This is a genomic window from Petralouisia sp. (genome assembly GCF_056822245.1).
In genome coordinates, this window is sequence record NZ_JBQIOP010000016.1 from 22,500 (window position 1) to 45,268 (window position 22,769).

Genomic DNA, 22,769 nt, shown 5'->3' on the forward strand with positions numbered 1-22,769 from the left:
ATTAATCATTGTCTACGGCTTTTAAAGCCTGTTCCAGATCTGCGAGAATATCCTGGACATTCTCAATTCCAACGGACAAACGAATCAAATCCGGCGCTACGCCTGCTTCCACCAGCTGTTCATCCGTCATCTGCCTGTGGGTGTGGCTGGCAGGATGCAGAACACAGGTACGGGCGTCTGCAACATGCGTTACAATTGCAATCATTTTCAGCTTATCCATAAAGTCCACGGAAACTTCTCTTCCGCCCTCTAATCCAAAAGATATGACGCCGCAGGTTCCGCCCGGCATATATTTCTTAGCCAGATCATAGTATTTATTCTCTTTCAGACCCGGGAAATTTACCCAGGCCACTTTCTCATGGCCATTTAAAAACTCCGCTACTTTCTGAGCGTTTTCGCAATGCCTAGGCACCCGCAGATGCAGCGTTTCCAATCCTACATTCAGTAAAAAGGCATTCTGGGGAGACTGAATGGAGCCCAAATCCCTCATCAGCTGCGAAGTTGCCTTGGTAATGTACGCTCCCTTGCCGAATTTCTCTGTGTACACAATTCCATGATAGGTGGGATCAGGCCGAGTCAGACCCGGATATTTCTCCGCATACTGATTCCAGTCAAAATTGCCGCTGTCCACAATGCAGCCGCCCACACACATTGCATGCCCATCCATATATTTGGTGGTGGAATGAGTGACAATATCAGCGCCCCATTCAAAGGGACGGCAATTGATGGGAGTGGGAAATGTATTATCCACAATAAGCGGAACCCCGTGATCATGGGCCGCTTTGGCAAATTTCTCAATGTCCAGAACCACCAGGGCCGGATTTGCAATGGATTCTGCAAACACCGCCTTTGTATTGGGCAGAAATGCCTGGGACAGTTCTTCCGAAGAAATGTCCGGTTCCACAAACGTACAGTCAATCCCCTGCTTTTTCAAGGTTGCCCCAAACAGATTAAAGGTACCGCCGTATACGGTGGAAGAACATATCAAATGATCCCCCGCCTCGCAAATATTGAATACTGCGTAATAATTTGCAGCCTGTCCGGACGATGTAAGCATCGCAGCCACTCCGCCTTCCAGTTCACAGATCTTCTCTGCCACTGCATCGTTGGTGGGATTCTGCAGTCTGGTATAAAAATACCCGCTGTCCTCCAGATCAAACAGCCTGCCCATCTGTTCACTGGTGTCATATTTAAATGTAGTACTCTGGTAAATGGGGAGAACTCTCGGTTCTCCCTTTCCAGGATGCCAGCCGGACTGAATACATTTTGTCTCTATCTGATAATTGCTCATGTGCCTTCTCCTCCTGCCGCACAGCCTTCCTGTTCAGAAAAACAGCGATTGCCTGATTGATTCTTATCTTCGTTCTTAATCCAGATTTATGTAATCGCCGGAGTGTCCGCCCTGATCATATCCCTGATCTGGAGTAGAAGCCAGGGCATATTCTGCACGGAGAATAAACTTGGCAACAAGCCGTTTGAGCATATCTGCCTGTTCGGAAAGCTCCTGACTGGCTGCTGCGCTCTCTTCGGAGGTGGCAGAGTTGGTCTGTACCACACTGGAAATCTGGTTGATACCCAGAGTAACCTGTTCAATTGCGCCTGCCTGCTCTTCTGCCGCATCTGCAATCTTATCCACCTTGCCGGAAGCAGAACGAACTTCGTCCACTACTTTCACCAGAGACTGAGCCGTAGAATCTGCAATCTTGGTGCCTCTGGTCACTGCCTTAATGGAGCTTTCAATTAATTCTGCTGTGTTCTGGGATGCAGCAGAACTCTTGCTTGCAAGGTTACGCACCTCGTCTGCAACCACGGCAAATCCTTTTCCTGCCGTACCTGCTCTGGAAGCCTCCACTGCCGCGTTCAATGCCAGAATATTTGTCTGGAACGCAATATCTTCAATGGTCTTAATAATCTTTCCAATTTCATCGGAAGTACGTGTAATCTCTTCCATTGCAGACATCATATCATGCATCTGTCTGTTGCATTCTTCCGCTTCGTCTCCCGCTGTGGTAGACTGTTCTTTTGCCTTCAGCGCATCTTCCGCCGTATCCTTCACCTGAGTGGAAATACCTGCAATGGTAGTAGCCAGCTCTTCCACTGCTGCAGCCTGTTCGGTGGAACCCTGGGAAAGAGCCTGGGCGCCGATGGATACCTGATCGGAGCCTGCAGCAACCTGATCTGCGCTTCGGTTAATCTGTCCCAATGTTATACTCAGGTCGCGGTTCAGCCTGCGTATGGAAGATAACAAGCCCTGGAATTCTCCCACATATTCATCTTCCGCATGGGTGCGCACGTCAAAGTTGCCGTCCGCCATCTCGCTCAGAAGTCTGGAAGCGTCTGTAATAATATCCTCCAATGTGTCTGTCATCTTCTTAAACGCCTTTGCCAGCCTGCCCAACTCATCTTTGGATTCATAAGTTACTTTAATATCAAAATTACCGGATACAATCTTCTCTGCAGAATCTTCCAGTTCCTTCAAAGGCTTGGTAATTGCCCTTGTCAGATAAAGAGAAAGAATCAATGTAATCAGCAGAGCTCCGCCTGCCATGCCGTACTGAAGAAGCTTCAAGTTTTTCTGCATATTAACCGTAAGCTTATAATCTGACTCTGCATTTTTCTCTGCCACATCACTGATATCAATCAGGGAATTTACAGCTTTTTCAACCATGGGCTGATATTCTTCCAGCAGCATTTTCTGAGCCCCCATCCGATCCGTCTCAGCCAGCTTCATCACGGTTTTCTGCATGTCCACCGCCTCTGTAATATAAGCGGAAAATTCTTCCAGCAGCTTATTATCTCCTGTAAAATTCTGGAACAGCCAGTCGCCGTTTTCTGACAGAAGATCCAGCTCCTTATCTAAATCTGCTTTGTAAACCTCAATCTGCTCTGCATCCTCTTCCATCGTCACAAAGGAAATATCTTTCACAATAATCTGCAGCCCGCGGCGCATGTTCATAACCTTATTGGTAATCTGATATCCCACATTGTAAAATTCTGAATACTTTTCGGCGCTTTCATCTAATCCGTTAATTGCAGTTACCACTGTCGCACAGAATAAAATGATGATAAGCATAAATGTTATTAATAATTTTGTACCTATTTTTAAGTTTTTCATTTTGGTCCCCCTGTACTTTTTTTTAATTCGGTTTTGTAACTTCACATAAACTCAATACTTTATTCGTCCCAGTTGTGATACACAGCCTGTACATCATCATCTTCTTCTAAAAGATCTAACGTTTTCTGAAGATTTTTAATTGCAGTTTCATCCGTTAATTCCACCCAGTTCTGAGGAATCATGGTTACCTCCGCCGAAGCCATGGGTATTCCTTCATCTTCCAACTTCTGCCGGACTTCGCTGAAAGAGTCCGGATCTGTAATAACTTCATAGCTGTCTTCTTCCTCGGAAAAATCCTCTGCTCCTGCGTCTAACGCAGTCATCATCAGATCATCCGGTTCCAGTTGGCATTCCTCCTTGTCAATGATAATCTGTCCTTTCTTGTCAAACATATAAGATACGCACCCGGGCGTCCCTACATTCCCATTTCCTTTGGTAAATGCGCTTCTTACATTTGCCGCTGTCCGGTTCTTATTGTCTGTCAAAGCATCCACAATAATCGCCGTCCCGTTGGGCCCATAGCCCTCGTATGATACAAATTCATAATTGACAGCATTGGCGTCTCCCGCCGCTTTCTTAATTCCTCTGTCAATGGTATCATTGGGCATATTATTGGCCTTTGCCTTTGCGATTACATCTCTCAGACGGCTGTTATTCGCCGGGTCTGCGCCGCCTTCTTTCACCGCAACTGCAATTTCACGTCCAATAATCGTAAAAATTTTCCCTTTTGCCGCATCATTCTTTTCTTTCTTGTGTTTGATGTTGGCAAATTTAGAATGTCCTGACATATGTTTTCCTCTTTTCTGCTTCTCTTTCTCTCTATTCTGTATTCTATCATGTTCTGGCAAATATGACAAGATTTAGTATGCTATTTGATTTCAGCTTCTACATTCTGTTGTAGTTCCTCCTCCGATTCCCGGAAAATCCTCTCGTGTTTTGTCACTTTTACCGTATGGATCATCTTGTCCCTGACGGAAAGCACATGAAAACGCCACCCCTCACAGTCCAGTTCAAACTGTTCTTGTTCCCCCGGTATCCTTCCAATCAGGGAAATCAGAAATCCGTTTAAAGTCTCATACTCCGCTTCCTCTAAAGCAAGCTCCAGGATTCCGCAGACTTCCTGAAAAGGCGCCAGTCCGCTCATCATAAAGCTTCCGTCCGGCTGGCTTATGATGGTAGTTTCCTCTTCATCGTATTCATCAAAAATATTTCCGACAATTTCTTCCAGAATATCTTCCATGGCCACAATGCCCGCTGTCTGCCCGTACTCGTCCACCACAATTACCATATGGTTTTTTTTCGACTGCATGCCCTTGAACAAGTCATTGATATTTCTTGTCTCCGGAATAAAAAACGCTTCCCGGACCAGTCCCGGGATATCCTGTACGGCCCAGTCCAGACGCTCCCCTCTCCGGCTCTCAATCATAACGTCCTTCATATGTATGATTCCGATAATATTGTCAATATCATCCTTGTATACCGGAAACCTGGAATTATTTGCCTCCAGAATAAATTCCAGAGCATCCTTCAGCTGCGTCCTGCCCTCAATGGCCGCCACATGCTTGCGGTGGGTCATAATATCTTTGGCCTCCTTGTCATCAAAGGCAAAAATATTGTGAATCATTTCCGCTTCACTGGCCTGCAGAACTCCCTGCTCATGCCCTTCCTTTACCATGGAAATAATTTCCTCTTCCGTCACATCGTCAAAACTTGCATTTGGGTCCACCCCCGCAAGCCTGACTACCAGATTGGAAATCTTCTCCGCCGGGTAAGTGTAAAATCTCAGTACAGACACCATGCCGTGAAGAAGCCCCGCCAGCGCAAAGAGCCATTGCTCCGGCTTCCTTGCTGCAATCTTCTGAGGCGCAATAATTCCGACTACCGCAAAAAAGAAAATTCCCGCCACCGTTGCCAGAATAAAACATAAGCTTCGGATTCCCGGGTCTGCCCCCTCCTGCGATAAACTGCGAACCAGAAAATTTCCCAACAGGCGTATCTGGTAGATTCCGAAGATACCGCTGACAAAAGTTACCATAATCTGAATTGCGTGCCTGGTTTTGTAAGGATCGTCCATCACCGAAAGAAGCCAGGCCGCATGCCTGCTGCCTTCCTCCGCCCGTTTCTGCACCTGGCTCTCCGTCACTTCCTCCAAAGCCGTAAGAAACCCGTACAGACCTCCGTTGACCGCTACCAAAACCAAAAATACCATAAGCCCTATGACCGGACTCCCGCCATCCTCCATTTTTCATGCTCCTTTTGCATTTGTATTCTAAAACACTTGAAATATACCATTTTCATGCATATTAGTCAAGATTTATGTATACAATTCCAGGCTGATCTCAAGCGCTCTGTCTACTTTTTTCAATATTTCGCTGTCCAGACGGCATACTTTATCCTTCAGCCGCTGCTTATCAATGGTGCGCAGCTGCTCCAGCAGCACCACCGAATCCTTCATCAAATCATACCTTGACGCCTCCAGTTCCACATGGGTGGGAAGCTTCGCCTTGTTCATTTTCGATGTAATAGCCGCACAGATCACTGTGGGGCTGTGCCGGTTTCCCACATCATTCTGAATAATCAGCACCGGCCTCACTCCTCCCTGTTCGGAACCTACCACCGGCCGTAAATCTGCATAATAAATATCTCCTCGATGAATAATCACTTTTCTCACACTCCAAAACTTTATAGGTTATTTCCTATTCTTCCCAATTTTTTCGTGTGTATACAGTTTATTCTCCAAAATAATCTCTGGTTTCCGTTATCTTACCCTCTTTCCGGTAAACCCTGGGGATACGTTTTCCCAGATCACAGGCAAATTCATAGTTAAACCTGCCGGACAAATCTCCGATTTCCTCCATGGAAATCTCTCTGGCGCCATCCTTTCCCACCAGTGTCACCTCATCCCCCTCTTCTGCCTCCGGAATATCCGTCACATCCGCCATAAACTGATCCATGCAGATACGGCCGCAGACAGGGGCGGGCTTCCCATGGATCAGCACATACCCCCGGTTGGAAAGGCTTCTGGGATACCCGTCTGCATACCCCACGGGAATTGTGGCAATCCTCTGACGCTTTTTCGTTTCATAAGTGGCCCCGTAGCTGATGGTTCTCCCCGGCTCCAGTTCTTTCAGAAATACAATGCGGCTCTTTAAGGACAGCGCCGGCTGCAAATCCAGATTTTCTTTCCTGACTTCCCCGGAGGGCCACATGCCGTAAAGGCTGATTCCGGCCCGCACCAGGCTCATGCCTGATTCCGGCAGGTCAATCATTGCCGCGCTGTTGGCGCAATGGCTGATGGGGATGGAAATTCCACGCCGGGACATCATCTCCTTCATCTTCTGAAACTGCCGCAGCTGCTCTTTTGCCATGGTTTTGTCCCGGGCGTCTGCCATTGCAAAATGTGTAAATATCCCTTCCACTATGATATGCGGCATCCCGGCAATCTGTGCCAGTTCTTCTGCCGCCTCCTCCGTCACCTGAAATCCCAGCCGGCTTAAGCCTGTGTCTATTTTCAGATGAACCTTTAACACACAGCCCCATTTTTCTGCAAAACGCTCCAGTTCCCCGGCCTGTTTCATGGAATATACCGTAGGACGGATTTCGTTCTTAGCCAGAATTCCATACTTTTCTGGAAATACAGCGCCCAAAATCAATATAGGCTTCTTCAGTCCGTTTCTGCGCAGAATTTCCCCTTCCTCCGCTGTCGCAACGGCATAACCCCAGAGCGATTCCATCCTCTCCAGTTCTTTTCCGATGGGAACGGCGCCGTGACCGTATCCGTCTGCCTTGATCACGCCCATAATCTTTGTATCTTTTCCGATTCTCTGTTCTATCTGGGCGATATTATGGCTGACTGCATCCAGATTTATTTCCGCATACACCCTGCTGTATGATTTCATCTCGGTATCCTTTCTATTTCTTTCAGAACTATCCCGATCCCATCCAGAATGTCCCGGGCCATCATGCCGTAAGTTCCGGTGTGTTCCGCCTGCAGATCCCCCGCAGCCCCGTGCAGGTACACCCCTGCCGCAGCCGCCTGAGCCGGCTCCATTCCCTGGGCAATGAGCCCTGCCAGAATTCCGGTCAGTATGTCGCCGGAGCCTGCCGTAGCCATCCCGTGATTTCCGCTGGTATTGATACAGGCCCGGCCGTCCGGCCATGCGGTGATGGTTCTTGCATCTTTCAAAATACATATTACATTATATTCCCTGGCAAATTCCTGTGCAACCTGCAATAAATGCTTTTGTATCTCCCCAATGCTTTTCCCGGTGAGCCTTGCCATCTCTCCCAGATGAGGCGTTATAATTACAGGAGCCGACGCCTCTTTCAGCCATTTTAAATGCTCTGACAGGACATTCAGCCCGTCCGCATCCAGAATCACCGGAACCTTCGCCTGTTTTAAAATAAATTTTATAATTTTCCCTGCGTTTTTTCCTGTGCCAAGCCCCGGCCCCGCTGCAATGACAGTTCCCCAGGAAAGGGCCTGCGACAGAAGCTCTTCCGGAAATTTTATTCCCTCCCAGGCAGTCAGAATGGCTTCCGGCAGCAGCTCCTGCAAAATGATCCGGTTCTGTTCTTCTGTAAAAATCCGTACAAGCCCCGCGCCCGTAAGATAGGCGGCTTTTCCGCTGAAAAAAGCAGCTCCCGCCATATTTTTCTGCCCTGCCACCGTCAGAACTTTCCCGTAGCTGCCCTTGTTGGAACGGTTTTTCCGGGAAGGAATCCCATTCAGATCCTGCGCCTCCGCAGCAAACAAAAAAGGCTGCTCTTTTAAAAAGCTGCGGCTGTCAATTCCAATATCTTTTACCAGAACCGTTCCGGCATATTCCGCCCCCGGATAGAGCAAAAGCCCCGGCTTTGCAAAGGCAAAGGTCACTGTAAGATCTGCCAAAAAACCAACGCCCATCACTTCTCCTGTGTCCCCATGGACGCCGGAGGGAATGTCCACCGCCACTTTCAGCCCAGATTTCTGATTCATTTCCGTCAAATATTCCCGGTACACCCCTTCCAGGTTCCTGGTAAGGCCGATGCCAAACAGCGCGTCTATCACAACATCAAACTCTCCCTTTGGCATATCGTGCATCAGCTCTATTCCGTAATGGCCCAAAATCTCTTTCTGGGTTCTTGTTTCCTCAGAAATTCTTCCTGACTCCGGCGGCATTACGATTGTTGCCTCATAGCCCCGCTGAAACAGTATGCGGCCGATGGCAAGGCCGTCTCCGCCGTTATTTCCAAATCCGCAGACTATAAGAGCCGTCCGTTTCTTTCCGGACGTTTCCCTGTCGGCCGCGGCCTGCCCCTTTTTGCCGCCCTCCCGGAAATATCTGTCAATTTCATCTGCCGTACTTAAAGCCGCCCGCTCCATCAGAACCAGAGACGGCACTCCGAAATGCTCTATCGTATTCTTGTCGCACTGCTTCATCTGCCTGCTGTCTAAAAGAATCCTCATTCCAACCTCCTAAGCCGGTTCCGGCAAAAACCGCTCCGGATACAGACTGCGGTTTTTGGGAAAAGGCACAATAAACTCCGAAAAAAGACACCCCTGACAAGTTCTGCCAAGACTGCCTTTTATTTCTTTGTTCTTTTATATTCCTCTCCATATTTCAAATCAAAAGCTCCGATGACCTGGGCCCCGAAAATATCATGGAGGTACGCATAAATTGCGCGGCTCTGATCCTCAATGGCGTCCTTGCGGATAATCTTTACCTTCAGCTCTGTCCGGGTCTTCGCAATCCACTGAGCCAGTTCCTCCTGTTCTTTCTCATTGCTGTTCATGATTCCATAACAGTATTCCAACGTCTCCGCCATCAGCTGTTCATTGTCCTGTCTCATGGTATCCTGCAGTTTGTCCAGCTCCCCGCGGCAGGAATCCATCCGCTGATTGATCTCTGTAATCAGCCTTCGGTTCTCCTGAAGCCTGCCGGTCTCCTGTCCCTGTTCTCCAATTTCATCCATATTGGCCACAATATTTTTCATCAGCTTGTTTTTCAGAGATTTCAGCTCTTTGAGCTCCTGGGTCAGATGTCCCTGTCTGGAAAGGTGCCCGCTGACCTTCTGCTCCAGCTTCGCCACCTTTGCCGGCTTGCTGCCGTCCAGAAATAACTGATGCCATTTCTGATCCAACACCAACGGCGGAAGCTCCCTTGTCTGGGCAATTTTTTCAAATCCGGGGCTTGTGTTTTTTCTTTTACTCATATGCTCACTTCTTATCTTTGGATTTTTCTGTTTTCTCAATATTATAAGATAACTGCATCAAGCTGTCTGAAAGATGTACATTTTCCACCACCACATGTTCCGGCAGCTCCAGATCCAGATGGGCAAAATTCCAGATTGCGCGAATTCCAAGATTCACCAGTCCGTTTGCCACCTCATCCGCCTTCTCTTTGGGCAGGGTAAGGGCGGCAATATCCACTTTGTTCTTCTTCAGGAACTCTTCCAGTTCATCCATCATGCGCACCTTAATTCCCCGGACGGAAATCCCTTTTAATGCCGAATTCACATCAAACAGCCCGATAATTACAAATCCCCATTTCTCAAACTTAATGTAATTGGCCAACGCCTGCCCCAGATTGCCGGCCCCTACCACAATAATATTGTGCTGCTGATTCATTCCCAGAATCTTGCCGATTTCATCATAGAGATACTTCACATTATAGCCATATCCCTGCTGTCCAAACCCACCGAAATTATTCAAATCCTGCCGTATCTGGGAGGCGGTCACACGCATTCTCGCGCTCAGTTCATTGGATGAAATCCGCTCCACCCCATCATCCAGAAGTTCCCCCAGATATCTGTAATACCTTGGCATTCTTCGGATTACTGCCTGTGATATTCCTTTTTCCATTCTCTCTTCTCCTGTTTCACGGGCATCCGCTCGCCGTTTTTTCATTTTTTTATTATAAACAATCTGATTCCGGATGTCAATGTGGGAAACATGTCACAGCAGTGTTTCCCAATGCTCATACAGTTCTTCCAGCTCCTTCTTGAGCCCTTCATATTCCTGGTGCAGCTCCTGCAGTCTGGCAGAATTGGTTGCGATTTCACTGTCTGAAAACGCTTCTTCCAATTCACTGATCCGCTGCTCTGCGGCTTCGATGCTGTCCTCGGTGCGCTTCCTGTCATTTTCCAGCTTCCGCTGTCTGGCCTGCTCTTCTTTCTTCTGTTTCCAGTCCGCCTTGTTGCTGCTGACAGTTTCCGTTTTCGGAGCCGTTTCTCTGCCCGATACATAAATATCGGTCAGTTCCCTGGATTTTTCCAGATAATAATCGTAATTTCCGATATAATTTACCAGTCTGCCGCCGGTCAGCTCCATAATTCTTGTTGCCGTCTTATTGATAAAATACCGGTCATGGCTCACAAACAGCACCGTTCCCGTATAGCGGTTTAACGCCTGCTCCAAAATCTCTTTGGAGGTAATGTCCAAATGGTTGGTAGGCTCGTCCAGAATCAGAAAATTTGCTTCCGAAAGCATCAGCTTTGCCAGTGACACGCGGCCCCGTTCTCCGCCGCTTAATTCTGAAATCCGCTTAAACACGTCGTCTCCGGTAAAAAGGAAGGCCGCCAGTACATTCCGGATCTCCGTATTGGTCAGATAAGGATATTCGTCGGAAATCTCTTCCACCAGCGTTTTTCCCGAATGAAGCACCTGATGCTCCTGATCATAGTATCCGATATGCACGTTGGTTCCCAGTTTGACCGCGCCCTGATCTGCGTTCACCATATCGTTGATAATTTTCAGAATCGTTGTTTTGCCCGTTCCGTTATCTCCGATCAGCGCAACCCGCTCGCCCCGTTTGATTTCAAAGGACAGCTCCTGAAACAGCGGCTGCCCCGGATAGGCTTTCGCCAGACGCTCCACCGAAATCACATCGTTTCCGCTGACAATGCCCGGGTTAAGCTGCAGATGAATGTCTGTATTCTCCTCTGTGGGCTTCTCCAGCCGTTCTATTTTGTTCAGCATTTTTTCCCGGCTTTCCGCCCGTTTGATGGATTTTTCCCGGTTAAAGGATTTCAGTTTGGCAATCACTTCCTCCTGATGCCTGATCTCCTGCTGCTGATTGTAATACTGTTTTAACAAAGCCTCCCGCACCTGGGCTCTTTTCACGGCATAAGCGCTGTAATTGCCGGAAAATACCGATACTCTGCAGCGGTCCAATTCCACTACTTTGCCAACCACCCGATCCAGAAAATAACGGTCATGGCTGACAATTACCACCGCTCCTTTATAATTCAGCAGAAATGTCTCCAGCCAGGTAATGGAGCCGATATCCAGGTGGTTGGTGGGCTCGTCCAGAAGAATCACATCCGGCTTTGTCACCAGAAGTTTGCCCAGACACACCCTGGTACGCTGCCCGCCGGACAATTCCTGCATATGCTTGGCAAATTCTTCCTCGGTAAATCCCAGGCCTTTCAGCACCCCTGTGATTTCACTTTTGTAAGACTGGCCGCCTTTTTGTTCAAATTCCAGGTTCCGGCGGTTATAGCTTTCCATCAGCCGCTCCAGGGCTTCCCCTGTGACGCGGCTCATTTCCTGCTCCATGGCAATCAGTTCTTCCTGCATGTCAACCATTTCCTGCCTGGCAGAAAGCACTTCTTCATAAATCGTCCGGTTTCCCGCGATATCCGGATTCTGGGGCAGATATCCGATGGTTCTGTTTTTCGCCAGAACCACAGTTCCTTCGTCTGCCTCCAGTTCTCCCATAATAATCCGGAGCAGGGTGGTCTTTCCCGCTCCGTTGATTCCTACAATCGCCGCCTTTTCATTTTCTTCAATATGAAAGGAAGCATGTTGTATGATTTCATCGGTGCCAAAGGCTTTGCTGATGTTTTGGCAGGCTAAAATCATGGTTCTCTCTCCTTAACAGTTATGTTCGCATAATGTTTCCAGTTTTTCCCGGATTGCTTTGATAAAGCCTTCGCTGTTTAAAACAGTCACATCCTTCAGTGTGGTAATCAGCGCAAGGTCTTTGGTCATCTTGCCGGATTCGATGGTGGACAGGCATGCCTCCTCCAGTTTGTCCGCAAATGCGGAAAGCTCCGGCAGCCTGTCCAGCTCCCCTCTCTTGCGGAGGGCGCCGGTCCAGGCGAAAATTGTCGCCACCGAATTGGTGGAGGTTTCCTCTCCCTTCAGATGTTTATAGTAATGACGCTGCACGGTTCCGTGAGCCGCTTCATATTCGTAGTAGCCTTCGGGAGATACCAGTACGGAAGTCATCATGGCAAGGGAGCCGAAGGCGGAGCTTACCATATCGCTCATCACATCTCCGTCATAATTCTTGCACGCCCAGATAAATCCGCCCTCCGCTTTCATAATACGGGCTACCGCATCGTCAATCAGCGTGTAGAAATATTCAATTCCGGCTGCTTTATATTTTTCATCGTATTCTTTTTCATAGATTTCCTGGAAAATATCTTTAAAGGTATGGTCATATTTCTTGGAAATGGTATCCTTGGTTGCAAACCACAAATCCTGTTTGGTGTCCAGTGCGTAATTAAAACAGCTTCTTGCAAAACTTTCAATAGAACCATTCAGGTTGTGCTGTCCCTGTATCACTCCTGCCCCGGTGAAATCGTGAATCAGCTCTCTGGTTTCCGTGCCGTCCTCTGCCGTATAGACAAGCTCGCATTTTCCCGCTCCCGGAATCTTCATCTCGCTTGCCTTGTACACATCCCCGTAAGCATGTCTTGCAATGGTAATGGGCTTCTTCCAGTTCTTCACACAGGGTTCAATCCCCTTCACTGTAATGGGGGTGCGGAATACAGTTCCGTCTAAAATTGCGCGGATGGTTCCGTTGGGGCTTTTCCACATCTGCTTCAGATCATATTCCTCCATACGGGCCGCATTGGGAGTGATGGTGGCGCATTTTACCGCAACGCCGTATTTTTTGGTGGCATTGGCGGAATCAAACGTTACCTGATCGTCTGTCTCATTCCGGTATTCCAGCCCTAAGTCATAATATTCTGTCTTTAAGTCCACAAAGGGGCACAATAATTCGTCCTTAATCATTTTCCAGAGAATCCGGGTCATCTCGTCCCCGTCCATCTCTACCAACGGTGTTGTCATTTTAATCTTGTCCATGCTCTCTTCCTCCTGATATTTCCATATTCTGAATTGCGCATTTGATATGCATCCTGGCTGCTTCTTCTGCTTTTTCGGCATTCTGTTCCCGGACGGCCTCCAAAATTCTCCAGTGCTCCCGGTTAGACTGCTGCGCCCGTTCCCGGTTGGATAAGCTGGTCTTTCTCGCCCGGCACAGATACTGATGATAGTCCTTCAGGGCGTGTTCCAGTACTTTGCTCCCGCCCGCTTCATACAGAAGCCCGTGAAACTTGTCGTCCAGTCCCGCCATCAGCTCCATATGGCCTTTGCTGTAATGAAAGTCCGCCAGATAGAGAATTTCCTCCATCCGCTCAATCTGAACCCTGTCGGCAGACAATGCCGCCCTTTTTACACACAATCCCTCCAGGGCCAGGCGCATCTCATAAATATCCCGGATATCCTGCCCTGAAAAACCTACCACAAAAGCCCCTTTATTGGGAATAATGGTAATTAACCCTTCCAATTCCAACTGCCGCAGCGCCTCGCGCACCGGCGTACGGCTCACGCCCAGTTCTTCTCCTATGGCTGTCTCTTTCAGTTCTTTTCCCTTAGCATATGTTCCGTCTAAAATCTCTTCTCTGATTTTCTGAAAGACCTGCTGCCCCAGTGAATGACTTATTCCATCCAAACCAGACCCTCCTTGCCGGAAAATAATTTCCATGAATTATTGTATACATTTATGCATTTTTTTGTCAAGGGGAAATTATTTCTGAAAAACCGGCCAGCTTCACACCTTCTTTTATTCTTTTAAACGGAATCTGGAAACCAGTTCTTTCAGCGGCCGCTGCCTGGCCGGACAATTCTTCACTGGCTGCAGCGCCGGATTCCGCTGTGTCCACATTACTCTGCACCACAATGGAAATCTGCTCAATTCCGTGACTGATATCCTCTGCTATGTCAGCCTGCTGTTTTGTGTAATCTGCAATGCCGCAGATTAATTGATCCATTTCCTCCGCCATCTCTGCCGCGGCAAGCATGGACTGGGCCGTATCGTCGGCTGCAATAACTCCCTGTTCCATGGATTTAATGGTCTCTCCCAAAAGCTCCGTGGTTTCCTGGGCTGCAGTGGCAGATTTGCCTGCCAAGGTCCGCACTTCCTCCGCCACCACTGCAAAGCCTTTTCCGGACTCTCCTGCCCGGGCCGCCTCCACGGCTGCGTTCAGCGCAAGAATATTGGTCTGAAACGCAATATCATCAATGGTTTTCACAATCTTGTGGATGGCGTTGGACTTCTCGCTGATTCGCTGAATCACTTCCCGCATATTCTGCATCTTGGTATTGCTTTCTAGCAATCCGTCTTTGGTTTCTTTCGATATACCGCTGGCCTTCTGGGCCCCCTGCGCCACCTTTTTCACGCTGTCAGCCGCTTTTTCAATATTTCCGGACAAAGCTTCCACCTCTGCGGCCTGCTCCGCCGAACCCTGGGACAAGTTTACCGCGCTGCCGGAAATCTGCGCCGCCCCGGCTGCCACATCCCTGGACGACACTCTCATCTGCCCCATAATCATATTGAGCTCCACAGCGATCTCTTCTAAAGATTCCCGGACTCTGGCAAATTCGCCGGTATATTCATTTTTCAGCTCAAAGGCCAGGTTTCCCCGGGCAATTTCCCGCAGAGTGTCTGAGATTTCATTGATATATTTTATGTAGTCTTTCAGCCTTACGGTAACCTGGTTGAAATCATCCACCAGGATGCCCAGTTCATCTCTGGATTTGTAGCGGATGGTCTGATCCAGTTCTCCCTCCGCAATCCGGGTAGCCGCCCGGCTCAGCTCCTTCACCGGCCTGCCGATAATCCTCCGAACCTGAATTACCACTAAAAGAGTCATGACAAGTACGGCTGCCGCCGACATAACTGCCATAATATAGGTCAGATCATAAAGCTCCGACAATATTTCTTCTTTGGACACATAAGCCACTGCCGCCCAACTGCTTCCTTCAACCTCTGCAATCTCAACATACGTGTCTTTGTAAAGGCCAAGCCCTGTGTTCCCGGACTGAAGCTGTTTCTCTGCATAAGCATACATACCGCCGCTTTCGCCCAGCTTCGTTCCAACCACCGCCGAATCCTTGTGACCGATAATGGTGCCTGTCAGGGTATCCACCAGAAAAATTCCGCCGTTATCCTCAATCTGGCTTTCACTGACAATTTCAGAAATAGAGTCCAGATTCACATCTGCCGCCGCAACGCCCCGCACTGCGCCGTCCGGGCCTCTCAGCATACCGGACGCTCCCACCACATAAGACTGGCTGGCCTCGTCCAGATATACATCGCTTAAAACAATTTCTTCCGATTCCAGTCCAATCAAATACCATCCTTTTTCCAGAGGACTGTAATCCGGTCCCGGCACATATGACGCATGATACAGCGCCCGTCTGTCAATGCCACATACAATCCCGCCGGATACGCTTCATTCTGTCCGGCCGTATGCTTCACATACTCTGCAATGGCAGTCACGTCCATATTCTCATACTCAATGGTATCTCTTTGCATTTTCATCATGGCCAGCGTCCCGTTCATCCATGCCTTCGTCTCCTGAAGGGTTTTCTCAGTGGTGGTGTGCAGCATTTCCTCACTTTTCTGCAACAATGTCTGGGACATTCGCTGGTACACCACTGCCAGCAGCGCTGACACTGCAATCATAACGCTTATAATAACGGCTGCTGTCAGTTTTACTGTCAGGCCCAGTCCCCGCCGTTTTGCACTGGCTGTTTTTGTCTTTTTCTTTTCTTTCTCACTCATTTCAGTTCCCCGCTTTCGTTTCTGTAGTATTGCATGTTCCGGCTGTTTCGCCTTCTGGTTGAAAATATAAACTTCTTATTAATAATTGTAGCACAGGCAGATAAAAAATAAAATACTTTTCCCATTCTTTTCCAGACTGCCTATTTTTTCAGTTTTTTGACCATTTCCCGATAAAATTCTTCTGCAGCCGCAAATTCTTTTTCTGTAATGCCCTGTCTGGAAAAAGCCGCTTTCTGCCAGATCCCGACGGCTTTCTCCCAATCCGCCTCCGGCAGCTCCCGGGCCAGAAATGCTCCGTACTCCTGATCGCTCATGCCCCGTTTACGCTCCAGGCCTTTTGATTGTAATAATTTTTCCAGGGCTTTTCCCATGGCCAGCGCGCCTTTACTGCGATCTGCCTGATAGAATTCCGCCTCACGCCTCCTTCTCAGATATCTCTTCCCCCGCCAAAGCAGCCCCAGCATAAGAACTGCTCCTGCCAGACAGATACCTGCAGCTTTCACAGGTTTTGGTATGACGTCCTTTCTGCTTTCCTTCTCTGTTCCGCCGTTTTGGGCTTTCCCAGCTGCCGCTTCTTCTTTCTGCAAATCCTTTTCCTGGGTCAGATTCCTGGCATTTTCTTCTTTCTCCTGCTGTTTTGGCTCAGACGATTCGTTTTGTATCTTCTTCTCCCCTGCACCCTGTTTCGCTTCCAAAAGCCTGTCCGCATCTTCTCCCGGCTTTAACTCCTGCAGGATATCCAGATAAAGGGGCGGCGTCACTTCCAGAGGATAAAATCCCGTTTCAGACTGAAACACTTCGGTCCAGGCATGGCCCCGCAGATCTTTTACCACGGCTGTGTAGGTTCCGTCCTGGTTCCGTTTAAAATCCTCCGGAAATACCACATATCCACTGACATACCGGGCTGGAATTCCAAACATCCTCAGAATCAGCGTCCCTGCCGTGGCATAGTGGACGCAGAATCCTTTCTTCTGCTCCAGTAAAAAATATTCCGTGTAATCCCTTCCCTCCGGCACCGGTTCTAAATTCTGGCTGTACTCTGTCTCAGACCAGAGAAGCATTTTTGTCTGCATGATTCTGTATTCCGGAATTCTCAGCGCCTGTCCCTGCTGAATCTCCTGACTTGTCTCTTCTTCTTTCTCAGAACCTTCTTCCTGCTTTCCCCACAAATTTAATTGTGCATAAGGCGCGGTCAGTTCCTTCACCCGCTCCAGCCCCTGAGCGGGCAGACGGGTATAGACCTGCTGCGCATACGCGCAGTAATTCTCCCAGATACTCTCTCCTTCTGCCTGGACTGACAGTTCACCGACGGATACTTCCTGCTTCCAGGTATCCATAGAATGAAAACCCTCCCGCTGCCAGTCTTTTAGAAACAGAAAGCTGTTCCACAGAAATTTTTTCTGCTCCAGAGGCGTCAGCATCCCGTCCCCTTCTGCGGACTGCTCCTCAGAAATTTCCGTATAATACGGAGTCAGGGTATAGCCCGAAAAAGGATGCTCCAGGTCTATGGTTACCTTCCGGGATGCGTATTCCCGGTCTGTTTTTTCATACTCTTTTAAAATCTGGTAAGGATAATTCTGCACCGCATCTCTGCATTTTTGATTGGACAGCCCCTGGCTCTGGGCCCAGTGGGAAAATTCCTGCTTTGACACTGCTTTCCAGCTTCCGTCCTCATAATCCCCTCCGATAAATCCCCGGAGATACAAGGTCTGCTCCGGCCGGCTGTCCACGGTAATCCGAAACAGTTCCTTCCCTGTCTGCTGAGGCTTGTCATTGCCAAGAGGATATTCGCTTTGTGCTTCGTTTTTGGAAAATAACCGGATTCCAGTGATTTTATCCGTTAATTCCATCAGTTGATCCTCCAGTGACAGCTGTCTCTGATACCAGGGTTCATGCCAGCGCTCCATCAGCTGCCGGGCCAGACTGCTTTCTGAAAAAGCGGCTGACAGCGCAAGAATCGCTGCAAGCCCCACCCCCGGAATCCATGCCCTTTTCTCTTCAGGCTCCAGATTCACTGCCAGAAACCCTGTCAGTATCAGCAGCATCCCTGTCCTGGGAGGGGAAATTCCCACATAACATCCCAGGACAAGGAGCACGGCAGGAATGCCCAGAAATGCAGCGCGCTCTTTCCATTTCTTAAAAGCAGATTTATTTGCTACGAAAGCCCCACTGCTGACAGATACAAACAGCAGAATCTCCAGAAATCCCGCCAATGCGCACAAAAGGACAAAACACCAGATTTTTTCTTCCCCTTTGGGTCTCACAAACCAGGTCAGATATTCCGTCCGGTAATATCTGTTAACCAGATTCAGGATACGGTTGGTAATCTCTTTTGCGCCCTCTGTAAAAATCTGCTGATTCTGGCGCACTGCCGCTCCCAGAACCGCTGCATACAACAGACTGACAGCCAGTCTCTGCCTGCTTCCCAGATACATAATTTCTGCCAGAATCAAAAGCAGCCCTGCCAGTAAAAACATTGTTTTCGGCTCTGTCTGGGACAGCAGTATATGCTCCATGCACAGAAACATACCGCACAGAGTCAGAAACAGACAGATTCCGGCTTTCAGCCGGAAAGAAACGGGAATGCACCGGTATTCAGTTGACGGTTTTTTTAAACGAAAGTTTACAGCCATTTTCATTCGATTCCTTTACTGTTACAGCCTGTGATTCATCTTCTGAACTCACACCAGCAGCTCCAACTCCTGCATCTGTTCTTTGAGCCGCTCCGGCTCCCCTTTCATCAGAAATTTTCCGTTACAGTGCAGTTCCAATTCCTGGTTCCACAGAATCCCGGTCACATAGCTTTCTCCCCGAAACGCCTGTCCATATTCCTTAAAAAAACTGCACCGCCCCATCCGGTATCTTAAAATCCCGCACCAAAAATCCGTCAAATCCTGAAATTCCCGGACCGCCCGGCGCTGCAGTCTTTGTTCCTTCTCATCATACCACACCAGATAATGAAAACACTCCTGCGCAAGAAGCCCCTGAGAAACCGTGTTCACTGCCTCCCAGTAAGCCCGGCGGGCTTCCTGGGTCATATCGTCTGTGCAGGCGTCTAAAAACAGCGCCACATTGCAGCCAACCGGCATACTCATTTCAGCCACAATTAATTCCTCCGTTCTGGCTGACAGTTTCCAGTGAATCCGGTTCAGCCGATCCCCCTTCTGGTATCCCCGCAAAGTTAAAATCTCCGCCGGGTCATCTCCCTTCGTCTGGGGATGGTAGATCTCCCCGTCCGAAAGAAACAGTCTGGTGCGGATGCCCGCCTGAATATTCGTCTCATAACATGCCGGAAAAATCATCACCTGCTTTGTCTGGTTCACTTTCTTTTTCCACCCAAAAAGCCCCAGGCAGTCATAACAGGTCAGAAAACGGCATTCTGCCTGCCACATCCCAAAATCCAGATTTTCCGCTGTTCCAACCAGCTTCACATTCTCCCCGGCGCCGGCTCTCCCTGAAAGCTTCACTTGAAACACTTTCCTTCTGTACCCCGGGAATCTCCCGCCAAAGCAGGCTTTCCCGGTTCCCAGAACCGCCCTTTTACGGCTGTCTGCGCTTTCTTTCACAGGTTTCATCACTATTTTTGCGCGGATCTCCGCCAGATAAAAGGGGCTGTTATTATTTACCAAAAGACTGATTTGATACCTGCCGTCCTTCTCCGGATAGGGAGAAAATAAAAGTCCGCATTCCATATGTGTTCCGACATACCACAAGATACATAGCAAAAAAGGCGGCAGTAGCACTGCAGCCCCAAACAATGTCAGAAACCCTTTACTGTTATAAATAATTGCCACATAACCTGCGCCTGCTGCCGCAAGCAGATAGAAAAATTTATTTTTCATTCTCTTCCCCTGACCGCCTTCGGTACCGGCACAGTTCTTAAAATCTCCTCCAACACCTGCGCTGCATCCATGCGAGCCACCCTTGCCTTGGCATTTAATACCATCCGGTGGCCGCAGACAGACAAAAACACATCTTTTACATCCTCCGGAACCGCATAATCTCTCTGCCGCAGGAACGCCAGGGCCTTTGCCATCTGCAGAATATTCAAAGAACCTCTGGGACTGATCCCAAGCTCTGCCATTGGATCAGTCCTGGTACTGTGTACCAGTGCACCGATATACTGATAAATCTCTTCCTGTACAAACACCTGGGACGCCAGCTGCTGCATTTCAAGCAATTCTTCCCGGGTGATCACCGGCTCTATCGCTTCCCTTCCCTGCTTTCCCTTCAGAATATTGATTTCATCCTCCATACTGGGATACCCCAGCTGCAGACAGACCATAAAGCGGTCAAGCTGAGCCTCCGGCAGCATCCAGGTTCCGGCGCTTCCCACAGGATTCTGGGTGGCAATCACAATAAACGGAGAGGGAACCTTCCGGCTGACGCCGTCCACCGTTACCTTCTGCTCCTCCATGACCTCCAGCAGAGCCGACTGGGTCTTAGGAGAAGTCCGGTTAATCTCATCCGCCAGCAGCAGATTGCACATTACGCTTCCCGGCTGATAGACAAAGGAACCGGATTCCTTCTGATAAATAGAAAATCCTGTCAGATCCGAGGGCAGCACATCCGGGGTAAACTGTACCCGGTTCTGCTGCAGGGACATGGATTTGGACAATGCCGTTGCCAGGGTGGTTTTGCCCACACCCGGAATGTCGTTTAAAAGTATATGGCCTCCTGCCAGAATGGCAGCCACGGCTTTCACAATACAGTCGTCTTTGCCGATAACGGCCTTTTTCACTTCATGGATCACTGCAAATGCAGGCATCTGCTGCCTGTATGCTTCCATTTCTTTTGATCTTTTCATCCTATATCACCGGTTCTTCATCCGCTTAATCACTTTCAGCCGGGTAAACTCTTCTCTCTCTTTTTCCTCTAATGCGCTCTGTATGCTCTTAGTCAATGACTCATACCTGGGAATGGTGATATTCTGCAGGGCATTGGCGCGCTTCTGGGTTTTCTTGATATTATAAGCCAGGCGGTAAGCGGAGGTTTCCACCTGGGCCAGACGTATGGTCAATTCCTTCACCTTCTGAAATTTCTCGCAGGCTTCATCCAGGGACATTTTTGTCCCGTAAAACGGATACGAGGGCTTTAACTCACCGGCGTCATATTCCACTTTGGGAATCTCCGTTCCCATAACGCTTCTGCGCTTAATGGAAATGGAATTTTCCACCGGCACGCTGAGGCTTAACGCCTCCACTTCATGAATGCCCATCTGAATATTGGCCTTCTGCAATGACTGGTAAGCGCTGGTAAAGGTCACGTCAATTTCTTTTTGAATATCCGTCGCCTGTTCAATCAGCTCCATCAGTTCCCGAATCAGGATATTCCGCTTCTTATCCATCAGTTCATATCCCTGCCTGGACAACGCCAGGGAATTTTTCGCAAGCATTAAATTGCCTTTGGTTGGAAATGTATTAGGGTCCATCTAGCCACCTCACCAGTGTTTCTCTAAGATCTTGGTATCAATCCGGTCTAATTCCTCTTTGGGCAGGATGTGCAGAAGCCTCCATCCAATATCCAGCGTTTCTTCTATGGCGCGGTTTTCGATCACTCCCTGGGCCACAAATTCCTGCTCGAATCTGACGCCAAATTCCAGATATTTCTTGTCTGTATCAGACAATTCATCTTCTCCGATAACGCTGGCCAGATCCCTGGCTTCTCCCACCCGGGCATAGGAAGAAAAAAGCTGATTTGCCACATCCTGATGATCCTCCCTGGTGTATTCCGCTCCAATGCCGTCCTTCATCAGACGGGACAGGGAAGGCAGCACATTAATGGGCGGATAGATATTTTTCTGATGCAGAGAACGCTCCAGCACAATCTGTCCCTCGGTAATATATCCGGTCAGGTCAGGGATGGGATGGGTAATGTCGTCGTTGGGCATGGTTAAAATCGGAATCTGGGTTACGCTTCCGCTTCTTCCCCGGACAATTCCGGCCCTCTCATACAAGGTAGCCAGTTCACTGTACAGATATCCCGGATATCCCTTCCGGCTTGGGATTTCCCCTTTGGAAGCCGATACCTCCCGCATGGCCTCTGCAAAAGAAGTCATGTCCGTCAGGATCACCAGAATATGCATATTTTTCTCAAATGCCAGATATTCCGCCGCAGTCAGAGCCACCTTGGGGGTGATCAGACGTTCCGCCACCGGATCGTTGGACAGATTCAGAAACATGGTAACGTGGGAGCTTACCCCGCTCTCCTCAAATCTCCGGCGGAAAAATTCCGCCACATCGTATTTAACCCCCATAGCGGCAAATACAATGCCGAACTCCTCCCTGGAGCCTTCCCCCAGAGACGCCTGCTCCACAATCTGGGCTGCAAGCTGATCATGGGGAAGTCCGTTTCCGGAAAAAATCGGAAGCTTCTGTCCCCGAATCAGCGTGGTCAGCGCATCAATGGCAGAGATTCCCGTCTGGATATAGTTTCTGGGATATTCTCTGACACAGGGATTTAGGGGCAGTCCGTTGACATCCAGGGTAACCTCCGGATTGATTTTTCCCAGACCGTCCACAGGCTCTCCCAGGCCGTTAAAGGTTCTTCCCAGAATTTCCGGCGACAGGCCCAGCTCCATGGGATGGCCGCTTAATCTGGTATGGGTGTTTTTCAGGGACATTTCATCCGTGGCGTCAAAGACCTGGATGACTGCCTTATCTTCGCTCAGGGCCACAATTTTCCCTTTTTTGCGCTTGCCGCCTTCCACCACGAATTCCACCATTTCTTCAAAAAAAGCGTCTTTTACCCCCTCCAATGCAATCAGGGGGCCGTTGATTTCACTTAATCCTAAATATTCAATTGACATATCC

At 48.9% G+C, this 22,769-nt stretch carries 19 protein-coding genes; all 19 read right to left on the reverse strand.

Annotated features, from left to right (window positions below):
- Position 1 precedes the first annotated feature (1 nt).
- The 19 genes from ACTO17_RS08100 to ACTO17_RS08190 all read right to left on the reverse strand — a co-directional run bounded on the left by ACTO17_RS08100 (position 2) and on the right by ACTO17_RS08190 (position 22,765).
- On the reverse strand, positions 2–1,291 hold the full coding sequence (locus ACTO17_RS08100) for an O-acetylhomoserine aminocarboxypropyltransferase/cysteine synthase family protein (RefSeq protein WP_482557571.1): 1,290 nt from the start codon (positions 1,289–1,291) through the stop codon (positions 2–4).
- A 75-nt stretch (positions 1,292–1,366) separates the two neighbouring features.
- Positions 1,367–3,115 carry a methyl-accepting chemotaxis protein gene (locus ACTO17_RS08105; RefSeq protein WP_482557572.1) on the reverse strand — a complete coding sequence of 583 codons (1,749 nt, stop codon included), beginning with the start codon at positions 3,113–3,115 and terminating at the stop codon, positions 1,367–1,369.
- 59 nt (positions 3,116–3,174) lie between these two features.
- Positions 3,175–3,903 (reverse strand): YebC/PmpR family DNA-binding transcriptional regulator, encoded by a 729-nt coding sequence (locus tag ACTO17_RS08110; RefSeq protein ID WP_135987816.1) that lies wholly within the window; start codon positions 3,901–3,903, stop codon positions 3,175–3,177.
- A gap of 80 nt (positions 3,904–3,983) precedes the next feature.
- Positions 3,984–5,357, reverse strand: coding sequence for a hemolysin family protein (locus tag ACTO17_RS08115; protein WP_482557573.1), 1,374 nt, complete (start codon positions 5,355–5,357; stop codon positions 3,984–3,986).
- Between the two features lie 72 nt (positions 5,358–5,429).
- The gene (locus ACTO17_RS08120) at positions 5,430–5,777 is read right to left on the reverse strand and encodes a type II toxin-antitoxin system PemK/MazF family toxin (protein WP_135987814.1); all 348 of its coding nucleotides are present in this window, start codon (positions 5,775–5,777) and stop codon (positions 5,430–5,432) included.
- Between the two features lie 67 nt (positions 5,778–5,844).
- Entirely contained in the window at positions 5,845–7,014 is a 1,170-nt protein-coding gene (gene alr, locus ACTO17_RS08125) for an alanine racemase (protein ID WP_482557574.1), read from the reverse strand.
- A complete protein-coding gene (locus ACTO17_RS08130) occupies positions 7,011–8,564 on the reverse strand; it encodes an NAD(P)H-hydrate dehydratase (protein ID WP_482557575.1) in 1,554 nt (517 codons plus the stop codon). The genes alr and ACTO17_RS08130 overlap by 4 nt, the downstream gene beginning before the upstream one ends.
- A 119-nt stretch (positions 8,565–8,683) precedes the next feature.
- Positions 8,684–9,310, reverse strand: a complete 627-nt coding sequence (locus ACTO17_RS08135) for a hypothetical protein (protein WP_172535666.1) — start codon at positions 9,308–9,310, stop codon at positions 8,684–8,686.
- Between the two features lie 4 nt (positions 9,311–9,314).
- Entirely contained in the window at positions 9,315–9,959 is a 645-nt protein-coding gene (locus tag ACTO17_RS08140; protein ID WP_172535667.1) for a redox-sensing transcriptional repressor Rex, read from the reverse strand.
- A gap of 93 nt (positions 9,960–10,052) precedes the next feature.
- Positions 10,053–11,960 (reverse strand): ribosomal protection-like ABC-F family protein, encoded by a 1,908-nt coding sequence (gene abc-f / locus ACTO17_RS08145; protein WP_172535668.1) that lies wholly within the window; start codon positions 11,958–11,960, stop codon positions 10,053–10,055.
- A 12-nt stretch (positions 11,961–11,972) separates the two neighbouring features.
- On the reverse strand, positions 11,973–13,193 hold the full coding sequence (locus ACTO17_RS08150; protein ID WP_482557576.1) for an NADP-dependent isocitrate dehydrogenase: 1,221 nt from the start codon (positions 13,191–13,193) through the stop codon (positions 11,973–11,975).
- On the reverse strand, positions 13,180–13,842 hold the full coding sequence (locus ACTO17_RS08155; RefSeq protein WP_172535670.1) for a GntR family transcriptional regulator: 663 nt from the start codon (positions 13,840–13,842) through the stop codon (positions 13,180–13,182). Before ACTO17_RS08155 ends, ACTO17_RS08150 begins: the two co-directional genes overlap by 14 nt.
- A gap of 64 nt (positions 13,843–13,906) precedes the next feature.
- Positions 13,907–15,523, reverse strand: a complete 1,617-nt coding sequence (locus tag ACTO17_RS08160) for a methyl-accepting chemotaxis protein (RefSeq protein WP_482557577.1) — start codon at positions 15,521–15,523, stop codon at positions 13,907–13,909.
- On the reverse strand, positions 15,520–15,957 hold the full coding sequence (locus ACTO17_RS08165) for a hypothetical protein (protein WP_482557578.1): 438 nt from the start codon (positions 15,955–15,957) through the stop codon (positions 15,520–15,522). The genes ACTO17_RS08160 and ACTO17_RS08165 overlap by 4 nt, the downstream gene beginning before the upstream one ends.
- 140 nt (positions 15,958–16,097) lie before the next feature.
- A complete protein-coding gene (locus ACTO17_RS08170; RefSeq protein ID WP_482557579.1) occupies positions 16,098–18,590 on the reverse strand; it encodes a DUF4129 domain-containing transglutaminase family protein in 2,493 nt (830 codons plus the stop codon).
- Between the two features lie 48 nt (positions 18,591–18,638).
- On the reverse strand, positions 18,639–19,799 hold the full coding sequence (locus tag ACTO17_RS08175) for a DUF58 domain-containing protein (protein WP_482557580.1): 1,161 nt from the start codon (positions 19,797–19,799) through the stop codon (positions 18,639–18,641).
- A complete protein-coding gene (locus ACTO17_RS08180; RefSeq protein ID WP_482557581.1) occupies positions 19,796–20,764 on the reverse strand; it encodes an AAA family ATPase in 969 nt (322 codons plus the stop codon). The genes ACTO17_RS08175 and ACTO17_RS08180 overlap by 4 nt, the downstream gene beginning before the upstream one ends.
- A 6-nt stretch (positions 20,765–20,770) precedes the next feature.
- The gene (locus tag ACTO17_RS08185; protein WP_172538340.1) at positions 20,771–21,388 is read right to left on the reverse strand and encodes a V-type ATP synthase subunit D; all 618 of its coding nucleotides are present in this window, start codon (positions 21,386–21,388) and stop codon (positions 20,771–20,773) included.
- Between the two features lie 9 nt (positions 21,389–21,397).
- On the reverse strand, positions 21,398–22,765 hold the full coding sequence (locus ACTO17_RS08190) for a V-type ATP synthase subunit B (RefSeq protein WP_482557582.1): 1,368 nt from the start codon (positions 22,763–22,765) through the stop codon (positions 21,398–21,400).
- Positions 22,766–22,769 lie beyond the last annotated feature (4 nt).

What these genes read in the sequence shown, in the direction of transcription:
- ACTO17_RS08100 (WP_482557571.1), bottom strand. Translation starts at nt 1,291, where the DNA reads ATGAGCAATTATCAGATAGAGACAAAATGTATTCAGTCCGGCTGGCAT.
- ACTO17_RS08105 (WP_482557572.1), bottom strand. Translation starts at nt 3,115, where the DNA reads ATGAAAAACTTAAAAATAGGTACAAAATTATTAATAACATTTATGCTT.
- ACTO17_RS08110 (WP_135987816.1), bottom strand. Translation starts at nt 3,903, where the DNA reads ATGTCAGGACATTCTAAATTTGCCAACATCAAACACAAGAAAGAAAAG.
- ACTO17_RS08115 (WP_482557573.1), bottom strand. Translation starts at nt 5,357, where the DNA reads ATGGAGGATGGCGGGAGTCCGGTCATAGGGCTTATGGTATTTTTGGTT.
- alr (WP_482557574.1), bottom strand. Translation starts at nt 7,014, where the DNA reads ATGAAATCATACAGCAGGGTGTATGCGGAAATAAATCTGGATGCAGTC.
- ACTO17_RS08130 (WP_482557575.1), bottom strand. Translation starts at nt 8,564, where the DNA reads ATGAGGATTCTTTTAGACAGCAGGCAGATGAAGCAGTGCGACAAGAAT.
- ACTO17_RS08135 (WP_172535666.1), bottom strand. Translation starts at nt 9,310, where the DNA reads ATGAGTAAAAGAAAAAACACAAGCCCCGGATTTGAAAAAATTGCCCAG.
- ACTO17_RS08140 (WP_172535667.1), bottom strand. Translation starts at nt 9,959, where the DNA reads ATGGAAAAAGGAATATCACAGGCAGTAATCCGAAGAATGCCAAGGTAT.
- abc-f (WP_172535668.1), bottom strand. Translation starts at nt 11,960, where the DNA reads ATGATTTTAGCCTGCCAAAACATCAGCAAAGCCTTTGGCACCGATGAA.
- ACTO17_RS08150 (WP_482557576.1), bottom strand. Translation starts at nt 13,193, where the DNA reads ATGGACAAGATTAAAATGACAACACCGTTGGTAGAGATGGACGGGGAC.
- ACTO17_RS08165 (WP_482557578.1), bottom strand. Translation starts at nt 15,957, where the DNA reads ATGAGTGAGAAAGAAAAGAAAAAGACAAAAACAGCCAGTGCAAAACGG.
- ACTO17_RS08170 (WP_482557579.1), bottom strand. Translation starts at nt 18,590, where the DNA reads ATGGCTGTAAACTTTCGTTTAAAAAAACCGTCAACTGAATACCGGTGC.
- ACTO17_RS08175 (WP_482557580.1), bottom strand. Translation starts at nt 19,799, where the DNA reads ATGAAAAATAAATTTTTCTATCTGCTTGCGGCAGCAGGCGCAGGTTAT.
- ACTO17_RS08180 (WP_482557581.1), bottom strand. Translation starts at nt 20,764, where the DNA reads ATGAAAAGATCAAAAGAAATGGAAGCATACAGGCAGCAGATGCCTGCA.
- ACTO17_RS08185 (WP_172538340.1), bottom strand. Translation starts at nt 21,388, where the DNA reads ATGGACCCTAATACATTTCCAACCAAAGGCAATTTAATGCTTGCGAAA.
- ACTO17_RS08190 (WP_482557582.1), bottom strand. Translation starts at nt 22,765, where the DNA reads ATGTCAATTGAATATTTAGGATTAAGTGAAATCAACGGCCCCCTGATT.